The sequence below is a fragment of the Alcanivorax sp. S6407 genome, assembly GCF_023016115.1.
Lineage (GTDB): Bacteria > Pseudomonadota > Gammaproteobacteria > Pseudomonadales > Alcanivoracaceae > Alcanivorax.
Window position 1 is genome coordinate 965,216 of record NZ_JALKBH010000002.1, and the last position, 18,441, is coordinate 983,656.

Consider the following 18,441-nt stretch of genomic DNA (forward strand, 5'->3'; position numbering starts at 1 on the left):
GGTCAGACTGCAGGCTGGCGGCCCCCCTTCCGGATTATGCTATGATCAGCGAGCATCGGCTTTGCCGTACTGGCAGGCGCCATCAGGCGTGCTGCAGGCTGCCAGCTGCATTTTTTAATTCGGGGCCAATAATGAAAATAACCAAGACCGCCGCGCCACTGTTCATGACATTCATGCTCTCACTTCTGGCGGGCTGCCAGGGATTGCAGGGTGAACGAGAGGGCGACTATTACTTCTCACCGGCTGGCGCCTACATCCTTGACCTGAGTATCAACACCTTCCGCGGCGAAGTGGTGCTGGACGAACGTTGCGACCGCAACGGCGGCTCCACCACCTTCTGGGATGGCAGCGGACGGCTGTTCCGGGCCGATTTCCTGAACGTCCAGAATCACCCGATGATCGAGGCCCCGCGCTTTGCCTCTGATCTGACCCTGCTTAACCTGACGCTCAACAGCTACCTGCGCGAAGTGGTGGCCAAGGCTCCCATGATTACCAGCGCCGAAGCGTCCTACCGTGAATTCCTCGAAGATGCCGACCCAAAGGCCCTGTTTGCCATCATCGGTATCAACATTGATGCCGCCCAGGTGAAGGATCTGGAAGCCGAGAGCGGCACCTACTACTACGGCTTCCTGCTGTTCAAGCGTGGCGACCTGATTTATGTACTGCAGCACAGACAGCCGGTACTGATGCCCGAGAAGATGAAGGCGGTACTGCTGAATCTGGCCGAAGGCATGGAGATCCCCGGCCAGGTACGCGATGACACCGATCTGGAGAAACTGCGCCGGGTACTGAAGAAAATGGCCCCGGGCGGTACCGATGGTGACCCGGTTCGCCTGTGCGAGCCTGCCACCCCATAAATTGCCAATCCAGAGAGGATCACTGACAATGGAAGCGGTATTTCATTGTCAGTGCGAGAACGGAAACAGCCATGACAACCCTGAATAACCAACCCTGCGAAGCCTGCCGGGCAGATGCTCCCGAGGTCACCGAGCAGGAAAAGGAATCCTTGTTCCCCCAGATCCCCGAGTGGATCCAGGTAGAGGAAGATGGCGTGGAAAAACTCCAGCGCCATTTCAGCTTTCGCAACTTTGAGCAAGCGCTGGCCTTCACCAACCAGGTCGGTCAGCTTGCTGAACGCGAAGGCCACCACCCGGCCATCCTGACGGAATACGGCAAGGTGACCGTTACCTGGTGGACCCACAAGATCAGCGGCCTGCACCGCAATGACTTCATCTGTGCCGCCAAGACGGACGCCCTGCTGGACCAGTAGGCGGCGACACGCGGACTGACCGTTTACGCCAGTGCAGTGAACGAAACGGCTTCACTGCACACTTCAGGCCTTTGTTAGCATCCCCGGTAACTTGAGGAGAAACTGACATGGCCCTTACCGAAGAACAGAAGAACTTTATCAAATCTGCCAGCGACAAGACTTTCCCGTTCGTGGAGCGCTGTGAAGTGCAGACCCTGGATGTGGATCGCGGTTACTGCAAGATGCTGATGCCGTTCAAGCCCAACATCAACCACGTGGGCATCATGTACGCCGGCGCCCTGTACACCATCGCCGAACTGCCCGGTGGCACCATCTACCTGACCTCCTTCGACACCAAGAAGTACTACCCCATCGTCAAGGACATGTCGATCCGCTTCCGCCGCCCGGCCACCACTGACGTGACCGTGGAAGTGACCCTGAGCGAAGAAGAGATCCAGCGCATCGAGCAAACCACCGAAGAAAACGGCAAGTGTGACTTCGAGTGGGACGTGGAACTGAAAGACGCCAACGGCGAGGTAGTTGCTATCTCCCACAACGTCTACCAGATGCGTAAAATTGGCGCTTAAAGAGACGCAACACGCATCACGCTGCACGCAACAACGCGGGGGATGATGTAAGCGACTCAAACAAAAGAGGCCGCGCCCAGATACCGGACGCGGCCTTTTTTTGTGTTTCGCGCATTAAAGACTTTGAGCGATCCTGAACGCCCGCGTGCTGCGTGGTGCGTGATGCGTCTCTTATTCCACCTGCTCACAAAAGCTGTTCGGCCCCATGTCCACGGTGGTGGTGCATTGCCATTCCACCCCACGCACCCCCGCATCGGTTGGCCAGGTACTAAGACTGTGCCCCTGCAGCGGCCCCGCCAGTTCCAGCTTGAGCAAACCGTCCTGAAGCATGTAGGCACGCCTGATACGCTTGCCGACCACCTGTTCCGGCGCCACACCAATACTGGACAGGTCCTCAGGCCAGGCACCGGTCATGGCGTAGTATTCCACCATCTGTATTCGCAGCGCCGCTACAGTGGTAAACACCTGGGATAGCTCTGCCCGGTCGCGGCTGCTACTGAACAGTTGCCAGGTCTTCTCATCCACACCCGGCGGCGGCGGATTGCGGGATTCACCGGAAGAGGCCGGAACGACTTCCGGCATCGGTACCCGCAAGGCAAGCGCATCGATATCGGCCTCATAGCGGGCCCGCACAGAGCAGCGAGAGCCCGTCCAGCGCTTACCCTGAACATCGGGCTTTTCTGCAAACAGCTGGCTCAGATAGGCATCATTCAGCAAGGATTCTTCCAGCCCCTTGTCGCGATAGGCCAGTTTTCGCTGCTGATAGGTATCGGTGGCCGAAATCACACTGAGCAGGCTGGTGTGTAGCTCATCGGTCATCTTGGTCAATGCCCGGTCACAGACCTGCTGTTCGGTTTCGCCGTCCTCGGCGCGTTCGACCTTGGCCAGCGCCAGAGACATGGAAAACGCCGGCAGCGACAACCCCAGCAACAACCCAACCATCAAAAAACGCATGAGAATCCTTCCCCCCGTGGAGCAGCTGCAAGCTGCAAGCTGCAACGCGAACCAAGGGTCTGTAAGGTTTGATTGCTCTGGAGCCGCGCCGACACGTTGGTCGCGGACTCCAGCGTCGCACACACATCAAACCTGCAACCGCGGTGCAGCTTGAAGCTTGTAGCTTGCCTTTCTGTTATTTCGTACTGAACTCGTGCACAGCCTCGATAAAGACCCGCGCATGCTCCGGGTCTACCTGCGGCGTGATGCCGTGCCCCAGATTGAACACATGCCCCGGATGATCCCCGAAATCGTCCAGGATGCGTTTCACTTCAGCACGGATGGCATCGGGTGACGCATACAACACCGCCGGATCCATATTGCCCTGCAGGGCCACCTTGTGGCCCACACGGCGACGAGCTTCGCCAATGTTGATGGTCCAGTCCAGGCCCAGCGCATCACAACCTGTGTCCGCCATGGACTCCAGCCACAGTCCACCATTCTTGGTGAAAAGAATCACCGGCACCTTGCGACCATCATGATCGCGAATCAGGCCATCGACAATCTGCTTCATGTATTTCAGGGAGAACTGCTGGTACGCCTCGGCAGACAGCGCCCCGCCCCAGGTATCAAAGATCTGCACGGCCTGGGCGCCGGCACGGATCTGGGCATTCAGGTAGGCAGTGACCGACTGGGCCAGCTTGTCGAGCATGGCATGGGCCAGCTCCGGCTGGCTGTAGACCATGCCCTTGAGGTGACGGAAATCCTTGCTGGAGCCGCCTTCCACCATATAGGTGGCCAGAGTCCAGGGGCTACCGGAAAAGCCAATCAATGGCACACGACCATTGAGGGCCCCACGAATGGTGCTCACGGCCTTCATCACGTAGCCCAGATCCGATTCCGCATCCGGGATAGGCAGGGCCGCCACGTCGGCCTCGGTGCGCACCACTTTCTTGAATTTCGGCCCTTCACCCGTCTCGAAGTACAGCCCCAGCCCCATGGCATCCGGGATGGTGAGGATATCGGAGAACAGGATAGCGGCATCCAGCGGGTAGCGCTCCAGAGGCTGCAGGGTCACCTCACAGGCCAGATCAGCGTTCTTGCACAGATCCATGAACGAGCCGGCATGTTCGCGGCTGGCACGGTATTCCGGCAGGTAGCGCCCCGCCTGTCGCATCATCCAGATCGGCGTACGCTCAACGTTCTCGCGGTTGAGGGCACGAAGGAAAAGGTCATTCTGAAGTGGCGCAAAGCTGGTCATGCAGTTTCCCGAATCTCACAGTGGTGCGAGCGACGCACCGGACAAATATTGAATAACGCACTTTACCTGATTGGCGGCGAGTTCGCCCCCTCCCCGCGCATACAGAAAGGCCCGCTAATGCGGGCCTTTCTGTCAGGACATGTCATAGCACAACGCTTAAACGTCGAGGTAATCCAGAATGCCCTTGGCGGCTTCACGGCCTTCCCAAATGGCGGTTACCACCAGGTCGGAACCACGCACCATGTCACCACCGGCAAAGATTTTCTCGTTGCTGGTCTGGAACGGGAATTCCTGCTTCTCGGCAGCGGTGACGCGGCCGGAATCGTCAGTATTCACGTTCTTGTCAGCAAACCAGTCCGCCGGGCTGGGGCGGAAACCGAAGGCGATAATCACCGCATCCGCCGGCAGGATTTCTTCACTGCCCGGGATCGGCTCGGGACGACGACGACCGTTATTGTCCGCCTCACCCAGCTTGGTTTCCACTACCTTGACGCCGACCACCTTGCCGTTCTCGCCGACCACTTCGATGGGCTGACGATTGAAGAGGAACTGCACCCCCTCTTCCTTGGCATTGGCCACTTCCTTGCGGGAGCCCGGCATGTTTTCTTCATCACGACGGTAGGCACAGGTCACCGCCTCGGCACCCTGACGGATGGAGGTACGGTTACAGTCCATGGCGGTGTCACCACCACCCAGTACCACTACACGCTTGCCGGCCATACCGATGAAATCAGCTTCGTCTTTTTCGAAGCCCAGGTTGCGGTTGGCATTGGAGATCAGGAACGGCAGTGCTTCAAACACGCCATCCAGGTCTTCACCGGGGAAACCACCCTTCATGTAGGTGTAGGTACCCATGCCCATGAACACGGCATCGTAATCGGCCAGCAGCTCGTCGATGGTCACATCGGTGCCCACATCCACGCCCAGACGGAATTCCACGCCCATGCCTTCAAACACTTCACGGCGCTTGGCCATGACCGGCTTTTCCAGCTTGAACTCGGGGATACCGAAGGTCAGCAGGCCACCAATCTCTTCGTAACGATCGAAGACCACCGGCTTGACGCCGTTGCGCACCAGCACGTCGGCACAGCCAAGACCGGCAGGACCGGCACCGATCACGGCAACCTTCTTGTCGGTCCACACCACCTTGGACATGTCCGGACGCCAGCCCATGGCCAGCGCGGTGTCGGTGATGTATTTCTCGGTAGCACCAATGGTCACTGCACCGAAACCGTCGTTCAGGGTACAGGCCCCTTCACAGAGACGGTCCTGCGGGCAGACACGGCCACAGACTTCCGGCAGGGAGTTGGTCTGGTGACTCAGCTCCACCGCTTCCATCAGGTTGCCTTCACTGATCAGTTTCAGCCAGTTCGGGATGTAGTTGTGGACCGGGCACTTCCATTCGCAGTACGGGTTACCACAGTGCAGGCAACGGTGTGCCTGATGCTCCACTTCCCGGGTTTCGAACGGGTAGTAGATTTCCTCGTACTTGTGCTTGCGGTCTTCAATGTCCTTTTTCTTCGGGTCGTGCCGGGGCACGTCGAGAAACTGGAAATTGTTGTTCAAACGTTCAGCCATGTTATCCCAACCTCCGTTATGCCGGATTGGCGCGCGTGGAGTTCAGCAGGCTGTCCAGGCTCGCGGCCTTGGGTTTCACCAGCCAGAACTTGCGGCTCATGGCATCAAAGTTATCCAGAATGTACTGGCCCCACTCGCTGCCGGTCTCTTCAACGTATTCGCTGATTACACCGCGCAAATGGCTGCGGTGAGACTCGGTGGCTTCCGAGCTGATGCGATGCAATTCGATCAGTTCCGGGTTGATGCGGTCGAAGAAGTCGTTGTCTTCGTCCAGTACAAAGGCAAAACCACCGGTCATGCCCGCACCGAAGTTATGGCCGGTGCGGCCCAGTACGGTGATGCAACCGCCGGTCATGTACTCACAGCAGTGATCGCCTGCGCCTTCTACCACCGAGTGGGCACCGGAGTTACGCACCCCGAAACGCTCACCGGCGGTACCTGCGGCAAACAGCTTGCCGCCGGTGGCACCGTACAGACAGGTGTTGCCGATGATGGCGGTTTCCTGACTCTTGAAGGGGCTGCCCTGGGGCGGACGAATCACCAGCTTGCCGCCGGCCATCCCCTTACCCACGTAATCGTTGGCATCACCTTCGATATACATGTGCAGACCACCGGCGTTGAATACACCGAAGCTCTGGCCCGCGGTACCGGTAAAGCGAACCTTGATCGGCGCGCTTTCCATGTCCAGGTTGCCGTATTGCTTGGCGATCTCACCAGAGACGCGGGCACCTACGGAGCGATCACAGTTGGTGATCTCGTAGTGGAAGGAACCACCGGACTTGCTGTCGATAGCCACCTTCATGTCCTCAACCATCTTCTGGCTGAGCAGCGCCTTGTCGAACGGCTCGTTGCGGCTTACCTGACAGGAGGTCGGCTTGTCCGCCGGCACCAGGTCATTACGCAGGATCGGAGTGAGATCCAGCTTGCCCTGACGCGCGGTTTCACCTTCCAGCACTTTCAGCAGGTCGGTACGGCCGATCAGCTCGGGGATGCTCTTCACACCCAGCACTGCCAGCAGCTCACGCACTTCCTGGGCCACAAAGGTGAAGTAGTTGATCAGCAGCTCCGGAGCACCGATGTAGTGCTCTTTACGCAGATCATCACGCTGGGTGGCGACACCGGTGGCGCAATTGTTCAGGTGACAGATACGCAGGTACTTACAGCCCAGCACGATCATCGGCACGGTACCGAAACCGAAGGACTCGGCGCCCAGAATGGCCGCCTTGACCACATCCAGACCGGTCTTCAGACCACCATCGGTCTGCAGGCGGATCTTGTCACGCAGATCGTTGCCACGCAGTGCCTGATGGGCTTCCGCCAGACCCAATTCCCAAGGGGAACCGGCATAACGGATGGAGGTCAGCGGGCTGGCCGCGGTACCGCCGTCGTAACCGGAAATGGTGATCAGATCGGCATAGGCCTTGGCCACACCGGACGCAACCGTACCCACACCCGGCTCGGACACCAGCTTCACGGATACCTGGGCATCCGGGTTGACCTGCTTGAGGTCGAAGATCAGCTGGGCCAGATCCTCAATGGAGTAGATGTCATGGTGCGGCGGCGGTGAAATCAGGGTCACGCCGGGCACAGAATGACGCAGACGGGCGATCAGGGTATTCACCTTGCCGCCTGGCAGCTGGCCACCTTCACCAGGCTTGGCGCCCTGGGCCACCTTGATCTGCAGCACTTCAGCGTTGACCAGGTAATGCGGGGTCACGCCGAAACGGCCAGAGGCAATCTGCTTGATCTTGGATACGCGCTCGGTGCCATAACGGGCCGGATCTTCACCACCCTCACCGGAGTTGGAGCGGCCGCCAATACGGTTCATGGCGGTGGCGATAGCTTCGTGGGCTTCCGGGCTCAAGGCACCCAGAGACATGCCCGCGGAGTCAAAGCGCAGCAGGATGTCCTGCAGCGGCTCCACTTCATCAACGCTGATCGCATCCACGTCATCACGCAGGGCGAACAGGTCACGCAGGGTGGCCACCGGGCGCTTGTTGACCAGCTCGGCATACTCACGGTACGCGTCGTAGTCGTTGTCCTGGGTGGCACGATGCAGGGCATGGATCACGTCCGGGTTAAAGGCGTGATATTCCTTGCCGTGGATAAACTTGAGGATACCGCCCGCGTCGATGGGCTTGCGCTGCTTCCAGGCATCCTTGGCCAGGCTCACCTGATCCGCCTGAAAATCCTCGAAGCCAGCACCCTGGATACGGCTGGCCACGCCACGGAAGCACAGGTCAACCACATCGCTGTCGACCCCTACGGCCTCAAACAGCTGCGCACCACGGTAGGAGGTAATGGTGGAGATCCCCATCTTGGAGAGAATCTTCATCAAGCCCTTGTTGATGCCCTTGCGGAAGTTCTTCTGCAGCTCGACAGCATCGCCCAACAGTTCGCCAGAGCGCACCATGTCGGCAATCACGTCGTAGGCCAGATACGGGTACACCGCAGTGGCACCGAAACCGAACAGCACCGCGAAGTGATGGGAGTCACGGGCAGTGGCGGTTTCCACAATGATGTTGGCATCGGAGCGCAGACCTTTTTCGGTCAGCGAGTGATGCACGGCACCGGTGGCCATCAACGCAGGTACGGTGAGCGTATCCTGGCTGATACCGTGGTCGCTCAGCACCAGCACCACCTTGCCATCACGGACCGCCTGTTCGGCAGCAGCACAAACGTCCAGCACCGCCTGCTTGAGGCCGATCTTCGGATCGTAGTGCAGGCTCAGCTTGGCCACGTCGTAGCCGGGGCGCTCGATGTTCAGCAGATTGGTGAACTTGGAATGCGACAGCACCGGCGTGGAGAGGATGGCACGATCGGCGTGATCGGCAGTTTCCTCGAACACGTTACGCTCGGCACCGACACAGGTTTCCAGGCTCATCACGATCGCTTCGCGCAGCGGATCGATGGGCGGGTTGGTCACCTGGGCAAACTGCTGACGGAAGTAATCAGACAGCTGACGCTCACGACGGGACAGCACCGCCATGGGAGTATCATCACCCATGGAGCCGGTGGCTTCCTGACCGGATTCGGCCAGCGGGCGCAGCACCTGATCACGCTCTTCGAAGCTGATCTGGAAGAATTTCTGGTAGCTGAGCAGATCCTGTGGATCCACTTCGTCGGTACGACCCACTTCGTGGTCGTAATCCGCCTCAATGCGCAGGGCATTGCTCTTCAGCCAGTCACGGTAGGGGTGACGCACTTTCAGACGGTTATCGATGTCCTTGGTGTGCAGCACTTCACCGGTTTCGGTATCCACGGCCAGAATCTGCCCCGGTCCGACACGGCCCTTGGCCACCACGTCTTCCGGCTTGTAGCCGTAAACACCGATTTCAGAGGCCAGGGTAATGAAACCATTCTTGGTGACAACCCAACGCGCCGGACGCAGGCCGTTACGGTCGAGCATGCATACCGCGTAGCGACCGTCAGTCAGTACCAGACCCGCCGGGCCATCCCACGGCTCCATGTGCATGGAGTTATATTCGTAGAAGGCACGCAGATCAGCGTCCATGGTGTCCACGTTCTGCCAGGCCGGCGGAATCATCATGCGCACGGCACGGAACAGGTCCATACCACCGGACAACAGGATTTCCAGCATGTTGTCCATGCTGGAAGAATCGGAACCGGTACGGTTAACCAGCGGGCTCAGTTCTTCCAGGCCCGGCAGCAAATCGTTCTGGAACTTGTTTTCACGGGCCAGCGCCCAGTTACGGTTACCCTGAACGGTGTTGATCTCACCGTTGTGGGCCAGATAACGGAACGGCTGGGCCAGCGGCCACTGCGGCAGGGTGTTGGTAGAGAAGCGCTGATGGAACACCACGATGGCGGTTTCCATGGCCTCATCACCCAGATCCGGGAAGAAGGTCGGCAGGTCCACCGGCATCATCAACCCTTTATAGGAGATCACCGAAGCGGACAGAGAGCACACGTAGAAATAGCCATCACTCTCGATGGCCTTCTCCGCGTGGCGACGGGCAAAGAACAGTCGACGATTCAGTTCCAGCTCAGTGTTGCCATCAGCGGCCACCAGCACCTGCCAGAAACCGGGCAGGGAGGCACGCGCCAACTCACCGAGACAGGCGTCATCGGTGGGCACTTCGCGCCAGCCCAGCACCTGCACATCCTGCGCTTCCAGAGCGGCATTGATGGCAGCTTTCTGCTTGTCGGCTTCAGCGCTGTCAGGGTGAGTGAACACCATGCCCACGCCGTAGTTCTCGGGCAGACTGATGGACTGTTCTTGCGCAACCTTGCGGAAGAAAGAGTCGGGTTTCTTGAGCAACAGACCGCAACCATCACCGGTTTTTCCGTCGGCATTAATGCCGCCCCGGTGGGTCATACATGTCAGTGCTTCGATGGCGGTTTGCAAAAGCTCGTGGCTGGCGTTGCCCTCCATATGGGCAATCAGACCAAAACCACAGTTGTCCCGGAATTCTCCGGGCTCAGTGAGCCCCCGCACCAGCGTTGAGTTCTGCTGCATCAAAACCTTTTCCTCTTGAAATTCAGAGACTTACAGAAGGCAAATGGCGTCAGGCCAGTGGTGACGGCAAAAAAGGGATATGCATTCTACACATTGCGGGGTTGGGCGACAAATTGAACACGCACCCAGCCCGCATTTTTGTTTACCGTTAAGGCGGCGAAACTCCTAAAGTTCGCCGCGAATGTCGCCCATCTTGCGGGGAAATGGGCCAGCCTGCTGCAATTTCGACGGCAGCGAGGTTTTGGCATCCAGGGCTGCCTGACGGCTGGAATAGTCCCCGGCCAGCACCAGCCAGACGGTCTTTCCGTTACGCTCCGCCCGATAATAAGCCCCCTTGCGCCCCACCTGATCGAGCACCTGCTGAGCCCCCTCTTGCTGACTGGTGGCCATAATCTGCAGAAACCAGCGGTCGTCAGCCAGGGTCGCCAGCCAGCCGGCATGCTGATAGCCCTGGGAATCCACCAATGGAGCCGCCTCCTCCCCCTTCACTTCCGCCGGCTCAGGCTCCTCGCCCAGCGACGCTTCGGGTGCGTCCGGCAAGGTCATCACGGTATCCTGCGGAGGCGGATCTGACTGCATCACCGGATCGGAAACCGGCTCGAGGATCACCTCACCGTCAGTACGCGATGGCGACGCCGACTGCCCGAGATCTTCCAGTCGCGCCACCGGCTCCATCGTTGGCTGCATGGGCGACCTCTCCGCCGGATCAGCATCACCCGCTGCAACCTCCGCCCCTGACTCACCGCCTGCGCCTTCCACACTATCCGGCACTGGCAGAGCAATAGGCCGAGGACCAGCCTCATCCTCCGGATCGGAAGACAATCCAACCCACAGCAGGCCAACCACAATCAGCAGACCGGCCACAGCAGCGATATGGCGCCAGGGCGGCGCAGCCTTGTCCCGATAATCTTCAGCCTCGTCTCCCTCCGAGCCGCTGTCATCACAGGAGTCGACCTCATCCAGGTCATCATCGGCCTCATGGGCAGCAAAACGCAGCATGTCATCATCATCAGCGTCGGCCGCGACCAGATGGCTCTGCGGTGCCAACGCCTCCAGCACCGCGGCAAGATTGCCCTTGGCACTGCCGCATTGCTCCGCTGATTCGCCATCATCGAGCTCAAGCCCGAGCACGAACCAGGCGAGATCCTGCACATCCTCTGCGCTCAGCTCCGGCAGGCTCAACACGTCATCAATGGTGAACCCGGCCGCCCGGATCTGCTCGATAGCGCCCGGTAAACCACCGAAGAAATAGCCCAGCCGCCCGGCCAGCTTCTGCTTCAGGGACGCCATGGTCGCCAGCGCTTCGGCAGACAGCCGTTCACTGTTATCTACCACCACCACAATGCGTCCATCCACCAGGGTGCGACGCAGGGTTTCCGGCAGTTCCGGGCGCTCGATATTGAAATGGCGCAACAAGGCATCGACGACCACATTGCCATCATGATCATCAGCACCATCAATGCGCACCACCTCAAGATCATCCAGCAACGCCATCACCGCCTGACCGAGCAGTGTGGAGACGCCACTGCCCGCTTCGCCGTCCACCACGACCACCGACCCGAGGCCCGCATGGGCGGTCAGCGCTTCGAGGTAATCACCGCGGGATGCACCACTGAAAAAACGATCTTCATCAAACTCCACAAAACGCCTCCAGGGTGCTATCCAGTGCACCCTTGTCGTATTCTGCCGTCACTACAGCCTGACCCAGTGCCTTGAGCAGCACCAGCCGAAGCTGTCCGTTGAGAACCTTCTTGTCCATGGCCATCAGATCCATGAACTGCGCTGGCGTCATGCCCTGCGGCACCGCCACCGGCAGTTTCCAGCTCGCCAGCAGCGCAGTCAGCTTCTCCTCCAGCCCCTGCTCCAGCCAGCCCAACTCTCTGGACATATGAACCGCCATAATCATGCCCACAGCTACAGCCTCACCATGCAACCAGTGGCTATACCCTGTTGCTGTTTCCATGGCATGGCCAAAGGTATGGCCGAGATTCAGCAAGGCACGATTGCCCTGCTCGGTCTCATCATCGGCAACCACCTGGGCCTTGTTTTCGCAGCTGCGATAGATCGCTTCCGCAAGCAGTTCTGCTTCTCTGGACAACAATCCCTGGTTGTTGGTTTCCAGCCAGGCGTAAAAATCGGGATCACGAATCAGGCCGTACTTCACCACTTCCGCATAACCCGCCGCCAACTCACGAGCGGGCAGCGTGTCGAGCACCAGGGTATCGATCAGCACCAGTCGCGGCTGATGAAATGCACCGATCATGTTCTTGCCACGGGGATGATTGACGGCAGTCTTGCCTCCCACCGAGGAATCCACCTGCGCCAGTAACGTGGTGGGCACCTGAATGAAATCCACTCCGCGCTGGTAGCAGGCAGCAGCGAAACCCACCATATCGCCGATCACGCCGCCACCCAGCGCCACCAGAGTAGTGGTGCGCGAGTGACGCTTGCTCATCAACGCATCAAAGATGGTTTCCAGGGTATCCAGCGTCTTGAATTTCTCGCCATCCGGCAGAATCAGGGTGTCACACTGGATGCCGGCAAACTGGCGAGTCAGCTTATCCAGATAAATAGGCGCGATGGTTTCATTGGTGATAATCATCACCTGATTGCCACGAACCTGCTCCGCCAGCGGGAAGGAGTCGAGCAAACCCTCACCGATGTGAATGGGGTAACTACGCTCGGCCAGAGCCACCTGAAGTGTGCGCATCATCTCTCCGCAAATGTAGGACGACCTCAGTCAGTCAATATCACTGACCACGGGATTGCGGACATTATCCTTGTCGGTGGGAAGCCAAACAAGCCAGCACGTCATCGGCTACCTTCTTGAGGTTGCCGGAAGCCGTGGACACCACATGGTGCGCCACTTCCCGGTAGAGCGGGTCGCGCTCGGCAAACAGTGCCTCCAGTTTCGCCTGGGGGTCGGCCGTCTGCAGCAGAGGGCGATTGCGGTCGTTACGGGTACGAGCCAGCTGCACCTCCACCGGCGTCCACAGGTACACCACACAACCACGATCATGCAGCAGTTGACGATTTTCCGGCGTCACCACCACACCACCACCAGTGGCCAGCACAACACCGTCAAGGGCTGAGAGCTCCTCGATGACCTCATGCTCGCGACGTCGAAAACCGGCCTCACCTTCCATGTCGAATATCCATGGAATATCGGCACCGGTCTTCTCTTCGATGACCCGGTCAGAGTCGTAGAAAGGGTAATCCAGAATCTGGGAGAGGTGTCGGCCCAGGGTGCTTTTACCTGCACCCATGGGACCGACCAATATCAAGGAAGGGTTACTTGTTTCTTTCACCGAGCTGCCAACGCATCCTTCATCAAGCGCGGCGTGATAAAGATCAGCAATTCCTGCTTGCTGTCACGCTTGACGGTCTTCTTGAACAGGTTTCCGATCCACGGCAGATCCCCCAGGAAGGGAGTCTTGGTTACCGCATTGATCTTTTCCTGCTGGAAGATACCACCAAGCACCACGGTTTCGCCATCACTTACCAGCACCGAGGTTTCTACACGACTAGTATCTACAGCAAACGTATTATTAGGGCCTGCACTCAGTGCATCATTATTGACTTTAAGCATCATAATGATATTGCCGTCGGGGGTAATATGAGGAGTCACCTCCAAACGTAATTCAGCCTCAATAAACTCAATGGCGGTCGCACCCGCATTGGTCGCCGTCTCGAACGGCACTTGTTGACCGGAAGCGATCACCGCAGGCTGCTGGTCGGCAGTCAGCACTTTAGGTGTAGCTACCAGCTCACCATGCCCTTCCGCTTCAAGTGCAGACAATTCCAGCTCGATAAGACCCGAGGCCAGGGAAGTAAAGCCCACCGCAAATCGGGTTGCATCAGCAGAATCCACACCCAGATCCACGATCAGGTCATCGCCATTTTCGAGTGGCTCGAACTCAAAGTCATCGGGACCGAAATCCACATCGCTGGGATCCAGCACAGTGTCACCACCAAACACGGTTGAGTCCACATTACTCTGGTGCAGATCCCGAATGGACTGCAGCCGGCCGGACACGCCGTAGGTGCGCTTGTCTTGAAGCATGCTTTCGCCATCGAAGCCCAGACCACCCCAGCGCACACCGAACTCATCGGAAATATCGTTGGTGGCCACCACAACGCGGGCTTCGATCAGCACTTGCTGAACCGGAATATCAAGTTGCTCGATCAGTTCACGAATATCCTGCAGCTTGGCAGCAGTATCCTGAACGATCAGGGTATTGGTACGCTGATCCACCACCACGGAACCGCGCTCGGACACCAGCGCATCGCCTTTGCCGCCGGCGTTACTGATCAACTCCTTGAGCTCACTGGCATTGGCGTAGTTGATGTTGATGTACTGGGTACGCAGCGGCGCCAGCGCCTCGATTTTCTTCTGACTTTCCAGCTCCAGCTGCTCACGGGCTGCAATCTCATCCGCCGGGGCCACCAGCAGCACATTGCCCACCTGGCGCTTGTCCAGGCCCTTGGTCTTCAGAATCAGTTCCAGCGCCTGGTCCCAGGGCACATTCTGCAGACGCAGGGTAATGCGGCCATTCACGGTATCAGAGGCTACCAGGTTCAGGCCGGTGAAATCGGCGATCAGCTGCAGCACGGAGCGCACTTCAATGTCCTGGAAATTCAGGGACAGCTTTTCACCGGTGTACTCAAAGGCGTCTTTCTTCTTGCGCTCCGCTTCGGCACGGGTTACCGGCTTCACGTTGATGCTGAACTGGTTGTCCGCCTGATAGGCCAGATACTCCCAGACACCCGTGGGCTCGATCTCGACAATGGTGCTGCCATCGGCCACTTTCACATCGACCATTTTCACCGGTGTGGCGAAGTCGGTGACATCAAGTTTGCGAATCAGCTCATCCGGCACACCAGCACCCACGAAGCGGGCAACGATACGGCCACCCTCTTCCTGAACATCTACAGGAATGGAAGGCTTGGAGAGGTTGATGATGACTCGACCCTCACCCTCTTCACCGCGACGGAAATCAACGCCATTGACGGCGGATTCGCCCGCTGCGGCTTTGACATCTGCACTTTTCGACTGCTCGCCACCCAGCATGACCACCAGGGAATCACCATCCACGCTGGTGGTGTAGGCGGTCAGGGAGTCCAGGTTGAAGATCAGACGGGTGCGATCCTTCGCCTCCACAATAGTGACGCTGCGCGCATTGCCGGTACCCAGGTTCTGACGCTTGCCGGCCACATCGGTATCCGCGCCGAGCAGATCCAGTGCAATTCTGGCCGGTTGCTCAATACTGTAACCCTTGGACTCAGGCACTCCGCCTTCGAACTTCAGGCGAACCTCCATGGAGTCCCCGGACAGGGCATTGGCCTCAATGGATTTCAGGGTGGCCGCCGCAGAAATCGAGCTCATGGCTCCCAGCACCCCGGCCAGGGCCACCCCCACCAGACGCCGGGAAGCGCTAACATTTTTCTTCATCATTGTAATTTTCATAACTGGATCCCCAGCGACTGTTATTCGGTGATTGAAACGTTACTGGCACGTTCTACCCAGCCGTCACGACCATCCGGAACGACCTCGACAAGACTGACTTCTGCTTCGGACACGGATCTGACCCGCCCGAAGTTTTTCCCCATGTAGCTACCTGGACGCACTCGCGTTACCGCCCCGGAGGGATCCGCAATCAACGCCTGCAGAGGCTCGTCCGGACGGGCAATGGTGCCCACCATCTTCAGCGCATCCAGTGAGAAGCGCTCAAGATATTCCTTCGGCCTCCCCAGATCCGGCTCCACCTTGCGGCCATCCGGCACTACCAGCAGCTTTTGATCAACCGGCGGACTGAACGGCGAGCGTAATTGATGTGCCGAGTAGGCGTAGGAGGCCACCGGCTTGAATTCCGGCGGTGGCTCAATACGGCCGCGAGGACGCGCCTTGATTTCTTCCAGCCTAGCATCCAGTTCCCCCAGATTAGCCCCGGAACTACAGCCCCCCAGAGAGCCCAGGGCCAGAAGAATAACGGGTAGGATCATTATATTTTTCATCATGCGCCCTTACCTTTTCCCGCCTTTTTTGCCTTTACCACCCTTTCCGCCACCAGCCGCATCCTTATTCGCATAGCGATAGGTCTTGGCGGTGATATCCAGATTCAAAAGACCCAGCGCAGCCAGGTCCTTGTTCTTCTTGTCAGGGCGGGACACGGTGTAGTCATGCAGCGTAACGATCCGAGGGAGTGCCGCCACCCCGGATACGAAGGAACCAAAGCTGTGGTAATCCCCCAGTGCCTTTATCTGGATCGGCAGCTCGATGTAGAACTCTTTGGCCACTTCTTTCTTGAGTTCAATTTCTTCGAACTCGAGACCACTGCCCAGGCCGGTATGAGTAATATCTTCCAGCAGACCCGGCACCTCAGTGTCTTTCGGCAATTGCTTCAGCAACGCACCAAAGGTCTGCTCCATTTCCGCCAGCTGCTTGCGGTACTGATCCAGGTTATGAGCCTCAAAGGCCTTTTTCTCGAATGCGGTCAGCAGGGTTTCCTCTTCCACAGTCTGCCGATCCAGTTCCCCGTACATATCCTTGATGACAAAGAAGTAACCCAGGCCAACCACCAGCGCCAACACCAACAGGGCCGAGATCACCTTCACCGGCGCAGGCCAGCTCCCCACATTTTCAAAATCCAGGGAGTTCAGCTGGTCGACCAGCTCCCCCAGATCCATATTCTTCAACTCAGAGGCGTTCATTATTTTTCTCCCCCCTTGCCGGATCGGGAAGCCTGCTTGACCGTCAACGTAAAGCTGTTGACTTCAGAGTCATTTTCGCTGGCACTGACATTGAGGAGATTCGCCTCTTCAAACCAGTCGGACTGATCCAGATTACGCATCAAACGGGAGATCCGATTGTTGCTTTCCGCCAACCCCTTGATGGTAAACAACTGGCCCTGGCGCTTGATTTCGTTGTAGTAGACGCCATCCGGAAGGGTTTTCACCAGCTGGTCGAAAACATAAACAATGGAAGGCCGGTTCCCCTGCAGGCTTTGAATTACCTCCATGCGGGCCACCAGCTCGGCACGACGCTGCTTGAGCTCCTTGATCTCCTTGATCTTTTCGTCCAGCTCAGCAGTTTTCGCCTGAATATGACTGTTGCGGGCACGCTGGTCCGCGATTTGCTGATCGACACTTCCCTGCCACAGGAAGAACAGCAGACCGCCCACCACGGCCGCCACCACCAGCATGACGATGAATTCCTGTTGTTGCTGTTTGCGACGCTCTTCGCGCCACGGCAACAGGTTAATTGTTGTTGTCATTGCTCAAAGCTCCTCAGCGCCAAGCCGCAGGCAATCATCAATGCCGGGGCATCGTTGGCAATGGCAGAGGCACTGACTTTATTGGCCAACGCCATGTCACTGAACGGATTGGCCACGGAACAGCTGGCCCCCACTTTTTCCTGGACCAGATCATCCAGATCTGCAATGGATGCAGAGCCACCCGCCAACAGGATGTAATCCACCTCATTGAACTGGGTAGAACCATAGAAGAACTGCAGGGAGCGATTCACTTGCTGAACCACCGCATCCTTGAACGGCTGCAACACTTCACTTTCATAATCATCAGGCAGCTCACCGGTTTTCTTGGCCAGACCAGCTTCTTCCATGGAGATGCCATAACGACGTTGAATTTCCTCGGTCAGTTGCTTGCCCCCAAACAACTGCTCACGGGTATAAACGCTGCGACCCTGATGGAAAACATTCAGGGTGGTCATGGTGGCACCGATATCGAATACCGCCACGGTTTCGAGTTCGTCGGAATTGGGAAGACCCGGCAGCACCAACTGGAAAGCCCGCTCCATAGCGTAGGCTTCCACATCCACCACCTTGGCCTGCAGGCCACCGATTTCGATGGCATCGGTGCGCATTTCCACATTCTCGGTACGCGACGCGGCCACCAGCACTTCCACCCGCTCTTCATTGCCTTCGACGGGGCCGATGACCTGGAAGTCCATACGGACTTCATCCATGGGATAGGGAATGTATTGATCCGCTTCCGCCTTGAGCTGGGCTTCCAGATCATCTTCGCTAAGGGAGGCATCCTGTTCGATCAGCTTGGTGATCACCGCGGAGCCGGAAACCGCCACCGCACAGGTCTTCACCCCCGGGCGCGCCCGACTGACCAGCCGAGCGATGGCGTCGCCCACCCCTTCCGCATCAGCAATATTCTTCTCGACAACCGCGTTGGCCGGCAGGGGCTCAACCCCGTAGCTCTCGACCTTGTAACGGCCACCGGATTTGGACAGTTCCAGCAGCTTGACTGCGGTAGAACTGATGTCGATCCCCAGTAGTGTCTGGGCCTTTTTTCTGAGGAAAGGCAGCACTGTCGTCGTCCCGTC

The 18,441-nt window shown here is 58.2% G+C and carries 15 protein-coding genes; 3 read left to right on the forward strand and 12 right to left on the reverse strand.

All coding sequences use genetic code 11. From position 1 onward, the window contains the following. Positions 1 to 131: 131 nt before the first annotated feature. The 3 genes from MWU49_RS07635 to MWU49_RS07645 all read left to right on the forward strand — a co-directional run bounded on the left by MWU49_RS07635 (position 132) and on the right by MWU49_RS07645 (position 1,836). Positions 132 to 857, forward strand: coding sequence for a hypothetical protein (locus MWU49_RS07635; protein ID WP_246970215.1), 726 nt, complete (start codon positions 132 to 134; stop codon positions 855 to 857). A 71-nt stretch (positions 858 to 928) separates the two neighbouring features. After that, entirely contained in the window at positions 929 to 1,270 is a 342-nt protein-coding gene (locus MWU49_RS07640) for a 4a-hydroxytetrahydrobiopterin dehydratase (RefSeq protein WP_246970218.1), read from the forward strand. A 107-nt stretch (positions 1,271 to 1,377) separates the two neighbouring features. Next, entirely contained in the window at positions 1,378 to 1,836 is a 459-nt protein-coding gene (locus tag MWU49_RS07645) for a YiiD C-terminal domain-containing protein (protein WP_246970221.1), read from the forward strand. A 171-nt stretch (positions 1,837 to 2,007) separates the two neighbouring features. Here MWU49_RS07645 and MWU49_RS07650 read toward each other — a convergent pair whose 3' ends face one another. The 12 genes from MWU49_RS07650 to MWU49_RS07705 all read right to left on the reverse strand — a co-directional run bounded on the left by MWU49_RS07650 (position 2,008) and on the right by MWU49_RS07705 (position 18,426). Continuing rightward, positions 2,008 to 2,790, reverse strand: coding sequence for a pilin (locus MWU49_RS07650; RefSeq protein WP_246970224.1), 783 nt, complete (start codon positions 2,788 to 2,790; stop codon positions 2,008 to 2,010). Positions 2,791 to 2,965: 175 nt separating this feature from the next. Next, positions 2,966 to 4,030 (reverse strand): uroporphyrinogen decarboxylase, encoded by a 1,065-nt coding sequence (gene hemE / locus MWU49_RS07655; protein WP_246970227.1) that lies wholly within the window; start codon positions 4,028 to 4,030, stop codon positions 2,966 to 2,968. A gap of 156 nt (positions 4,031 to 4,186) precedes the next feature. Then, positions 4,187 to 5,608: an FAD-dependent oxidoreductase gene (locus MWU49_RS07660; protein WP_246970230.1), complete on the reverse strand. Its 1,422-nt coding sequence runs from the start codon at positions 5,606 to 5,608 to the stop codon at positions 4,187 to 4,189. A gap of 16 nt (positions 5,609 to 5,624) precedes the next feature. Then, positions 5,625 to 10,088, reverse strand: a complete 4,464-nt coding sequence (gene gltB / locus MWU49_RS07665; RefSeq protein WP_246970233.1) for a glutamate synthase large subunit — start codon at positions 10,086 to 10,088, stop codon at positions 5,625 to 5,627. A gap of 165 nt (positions 10,089 to 10,253) precedes the next feature. After that, on the reverse strand, positions 10,254 to 11,729 hold the full coding sequence (locus MWU49_RS07670; RefSeq protein ID WP_246970236.1) for an SPOR domain-containing protein: 1,476 nt from the start codon (positions 11,727 to 11,729) through the stop codon (positions 10,254 to 10,256). Further along, positions 11,719 to 12,798, reverse strand: coding sequence for a 3-dehydroquinate synthase (gene aroB, locus MWU49_RS07675; RefSeq protein WP_246970239.1), 1,080 nt, complete (start codon positions 12,796 to 12,798; stop codon positions 11,719 to 11,721). The genes MWU49_RS07670 and aroB overlap by 11 nt, the downstream gene beginning before the upstream one ends. A 64-nt stretch (positions 12,799 to 12,862) precedes the next feature. Beyond that, on the reverse strand, positions 12,863 to 13,396 hold the full coding sequence (gene aroK, locus MWU49_RS07680; RefSeq protein ID WP_348646693.1) for a shikimate kinase AroK: 534 nt from the start codon (positions 13,394 to 13,396) through the stop codon (positions 12,863 to 12,865). Continuing rightward, entirely contained in the window at positions 13,393 to 15,555 is a 2,163-nt protein-coding gene (locus MWU49_RS07685) for a type IV pilus secretin PilQ family protein (RefSeq protein ID WP_246970245.1), read from the reverse strand. Before MWU49_RS07685 ends, aroK begins: the two co-directional genes overlap by 4 nt. Positions 15,556 to 15,575: 20 nt before the next feature. Beyond that, complete coding sequence (locus MWU49_RS07690; protein WP_246970248.1) at positions 15,576 to 16,106, reverse strand: pilus assembly protein PilP; 531 nt, start codon at positions 16,104 to 16,106, stop codon at positions 15,576 to 15,578. Between the two features lie 6 nt (positions 16,107 to 16,112). Beyond that, positions 16,113 to 16,799 carry a type 4a pilus biogenesis protein PilO gene (locus MWU49_RS07695; protein ID WP_246970251.1) on the reverse strand — a complete coding sequence of 229 codons (687 nt, stop codon included), beginning with the start codon at positions 16,797 to 16,799 and terminating at the stop codon, positions 16,113 to 16,115. After that, positions 16,799 to 17,362, reverse strand: coding sequence for a PilN domain-containing protein (locus MWU49_RS07700; RefSeq protein WP_246970254.1), 564 nt, complete (start codon positions 17,360 to 17,362; stop codon positions 16,799 to 16,801). The genes MWU49_RS07695 and MWU49_RS07700 overlap by 1 nt, the downstream gene beginning before the upstream one ends. Next, positions 17,359 to 18,426, reverse strand: coding sequence for a pilus assembly protein PilM (locus tag MWU49_RS07705; protein WP_246970256.1), 1,068 nt, complete (start codon positions 18,424 to 18,426; stop codon positions 17,359 to 17,361). The genes MWU49_RS07700 and MWU49_RS07705 overlap by 4 nt, the downstream gene beginning before the upstream one ends. Positions 18,427 to 18,441: the final 15 nt, after the last annotated feature.

What these genes read in the sequence shown, in the direction of transcription:
- aroB (WP_246970239.1), bottom strand. Translation starts at nt 12,798, where the DNA reads ATGCGCACACTTCAGGTGGCTCTGGCCGAGCGTAGTTACCCCATTCAC.
- MWU49_RS07635 (WP_246970215.1), top strand. Translation starts at nt 132, where the DNA reads ATGAAAATAACCAAGACCGCCGCGCCACTGTTCATGACATTCATGCTC.
- hemE (WP_246970227.1), bottom strand. Translation starts at nt 4,030, where the DNA reads ATGACCAGCTTTGCGCCACTTCAGAATGACCTTTTCCTTCGTGCCCTC.
- gltB (WP_246970233.1), bottom strand. Translation starts at nt 10,088, where the DNA reads ATGCAGCAGAACTCAACGCTGGTGCGGGGGCTCACTGAGCCCGGAGAA.
- MWU49_RS07695 (WP_246970251.1), bottom strand. Translation starts at nt 16,799, where the DNA reads ATGAACGCCTCTGAGTTGAAGAATATGGATCTGGGGGAGCTGGTCGAC.
- MWU49_RS07645 (WP_246970221.1), top strand. Translation starts at nt 1,378, where the DNA reads ATGGCCCTTACCGAAGAACAGAAGAACTTTATCAAATCTGCCAGCGAC.
- MWU49_RS07685 (WP_246970245.1), bottom strand. Translation starts at nt 15,555, where the DNA reads ATGAAAATTACAATGATGAAGAAAAATGTTAGCGCTTCCCGGCGTCTG.
- MWU49_RS07640 (WP_246970218.1), top strand. Translation starts at nt 929, where the DNA reads ATGACAACCCTGAATAACCAACCCTGCGAAGCCTGCCGGGCAGATGCT.
- MWU49_RS07690 (WP_246970248.1), bottom strand. Translation starts at nt 16,106, where the DNA reads ATGATGAAAAATATAATGATCCTACCCGTTATTCTTCTGGCCCTGGGC.
- MWU49_RS07700 (WP_246970254.1), bottom strand. Translation starts at nt 17,362, where the DNA reads ATGACAACAACAATTAACCTGTTGCCGTGGCGCGAAGAGCGTCGCAAA.
- MWU49_RS07650 (WP_246970224.1), bottom strand. Translation starts at nt 2,790, where the DNA reads ATGCGTTTTTTGATGGTTGGGTTGTTGCTGGGGTTGTCGCTGCCGGCG.
- MWU49_RS07660 (WP_246970230.1), bottom strand. Translation starts at nt 5,608, where the DNA reads ATGGCTGAACGTTTGAACAACAATTTCCAGTTTCTCGACGTGCCCCGG.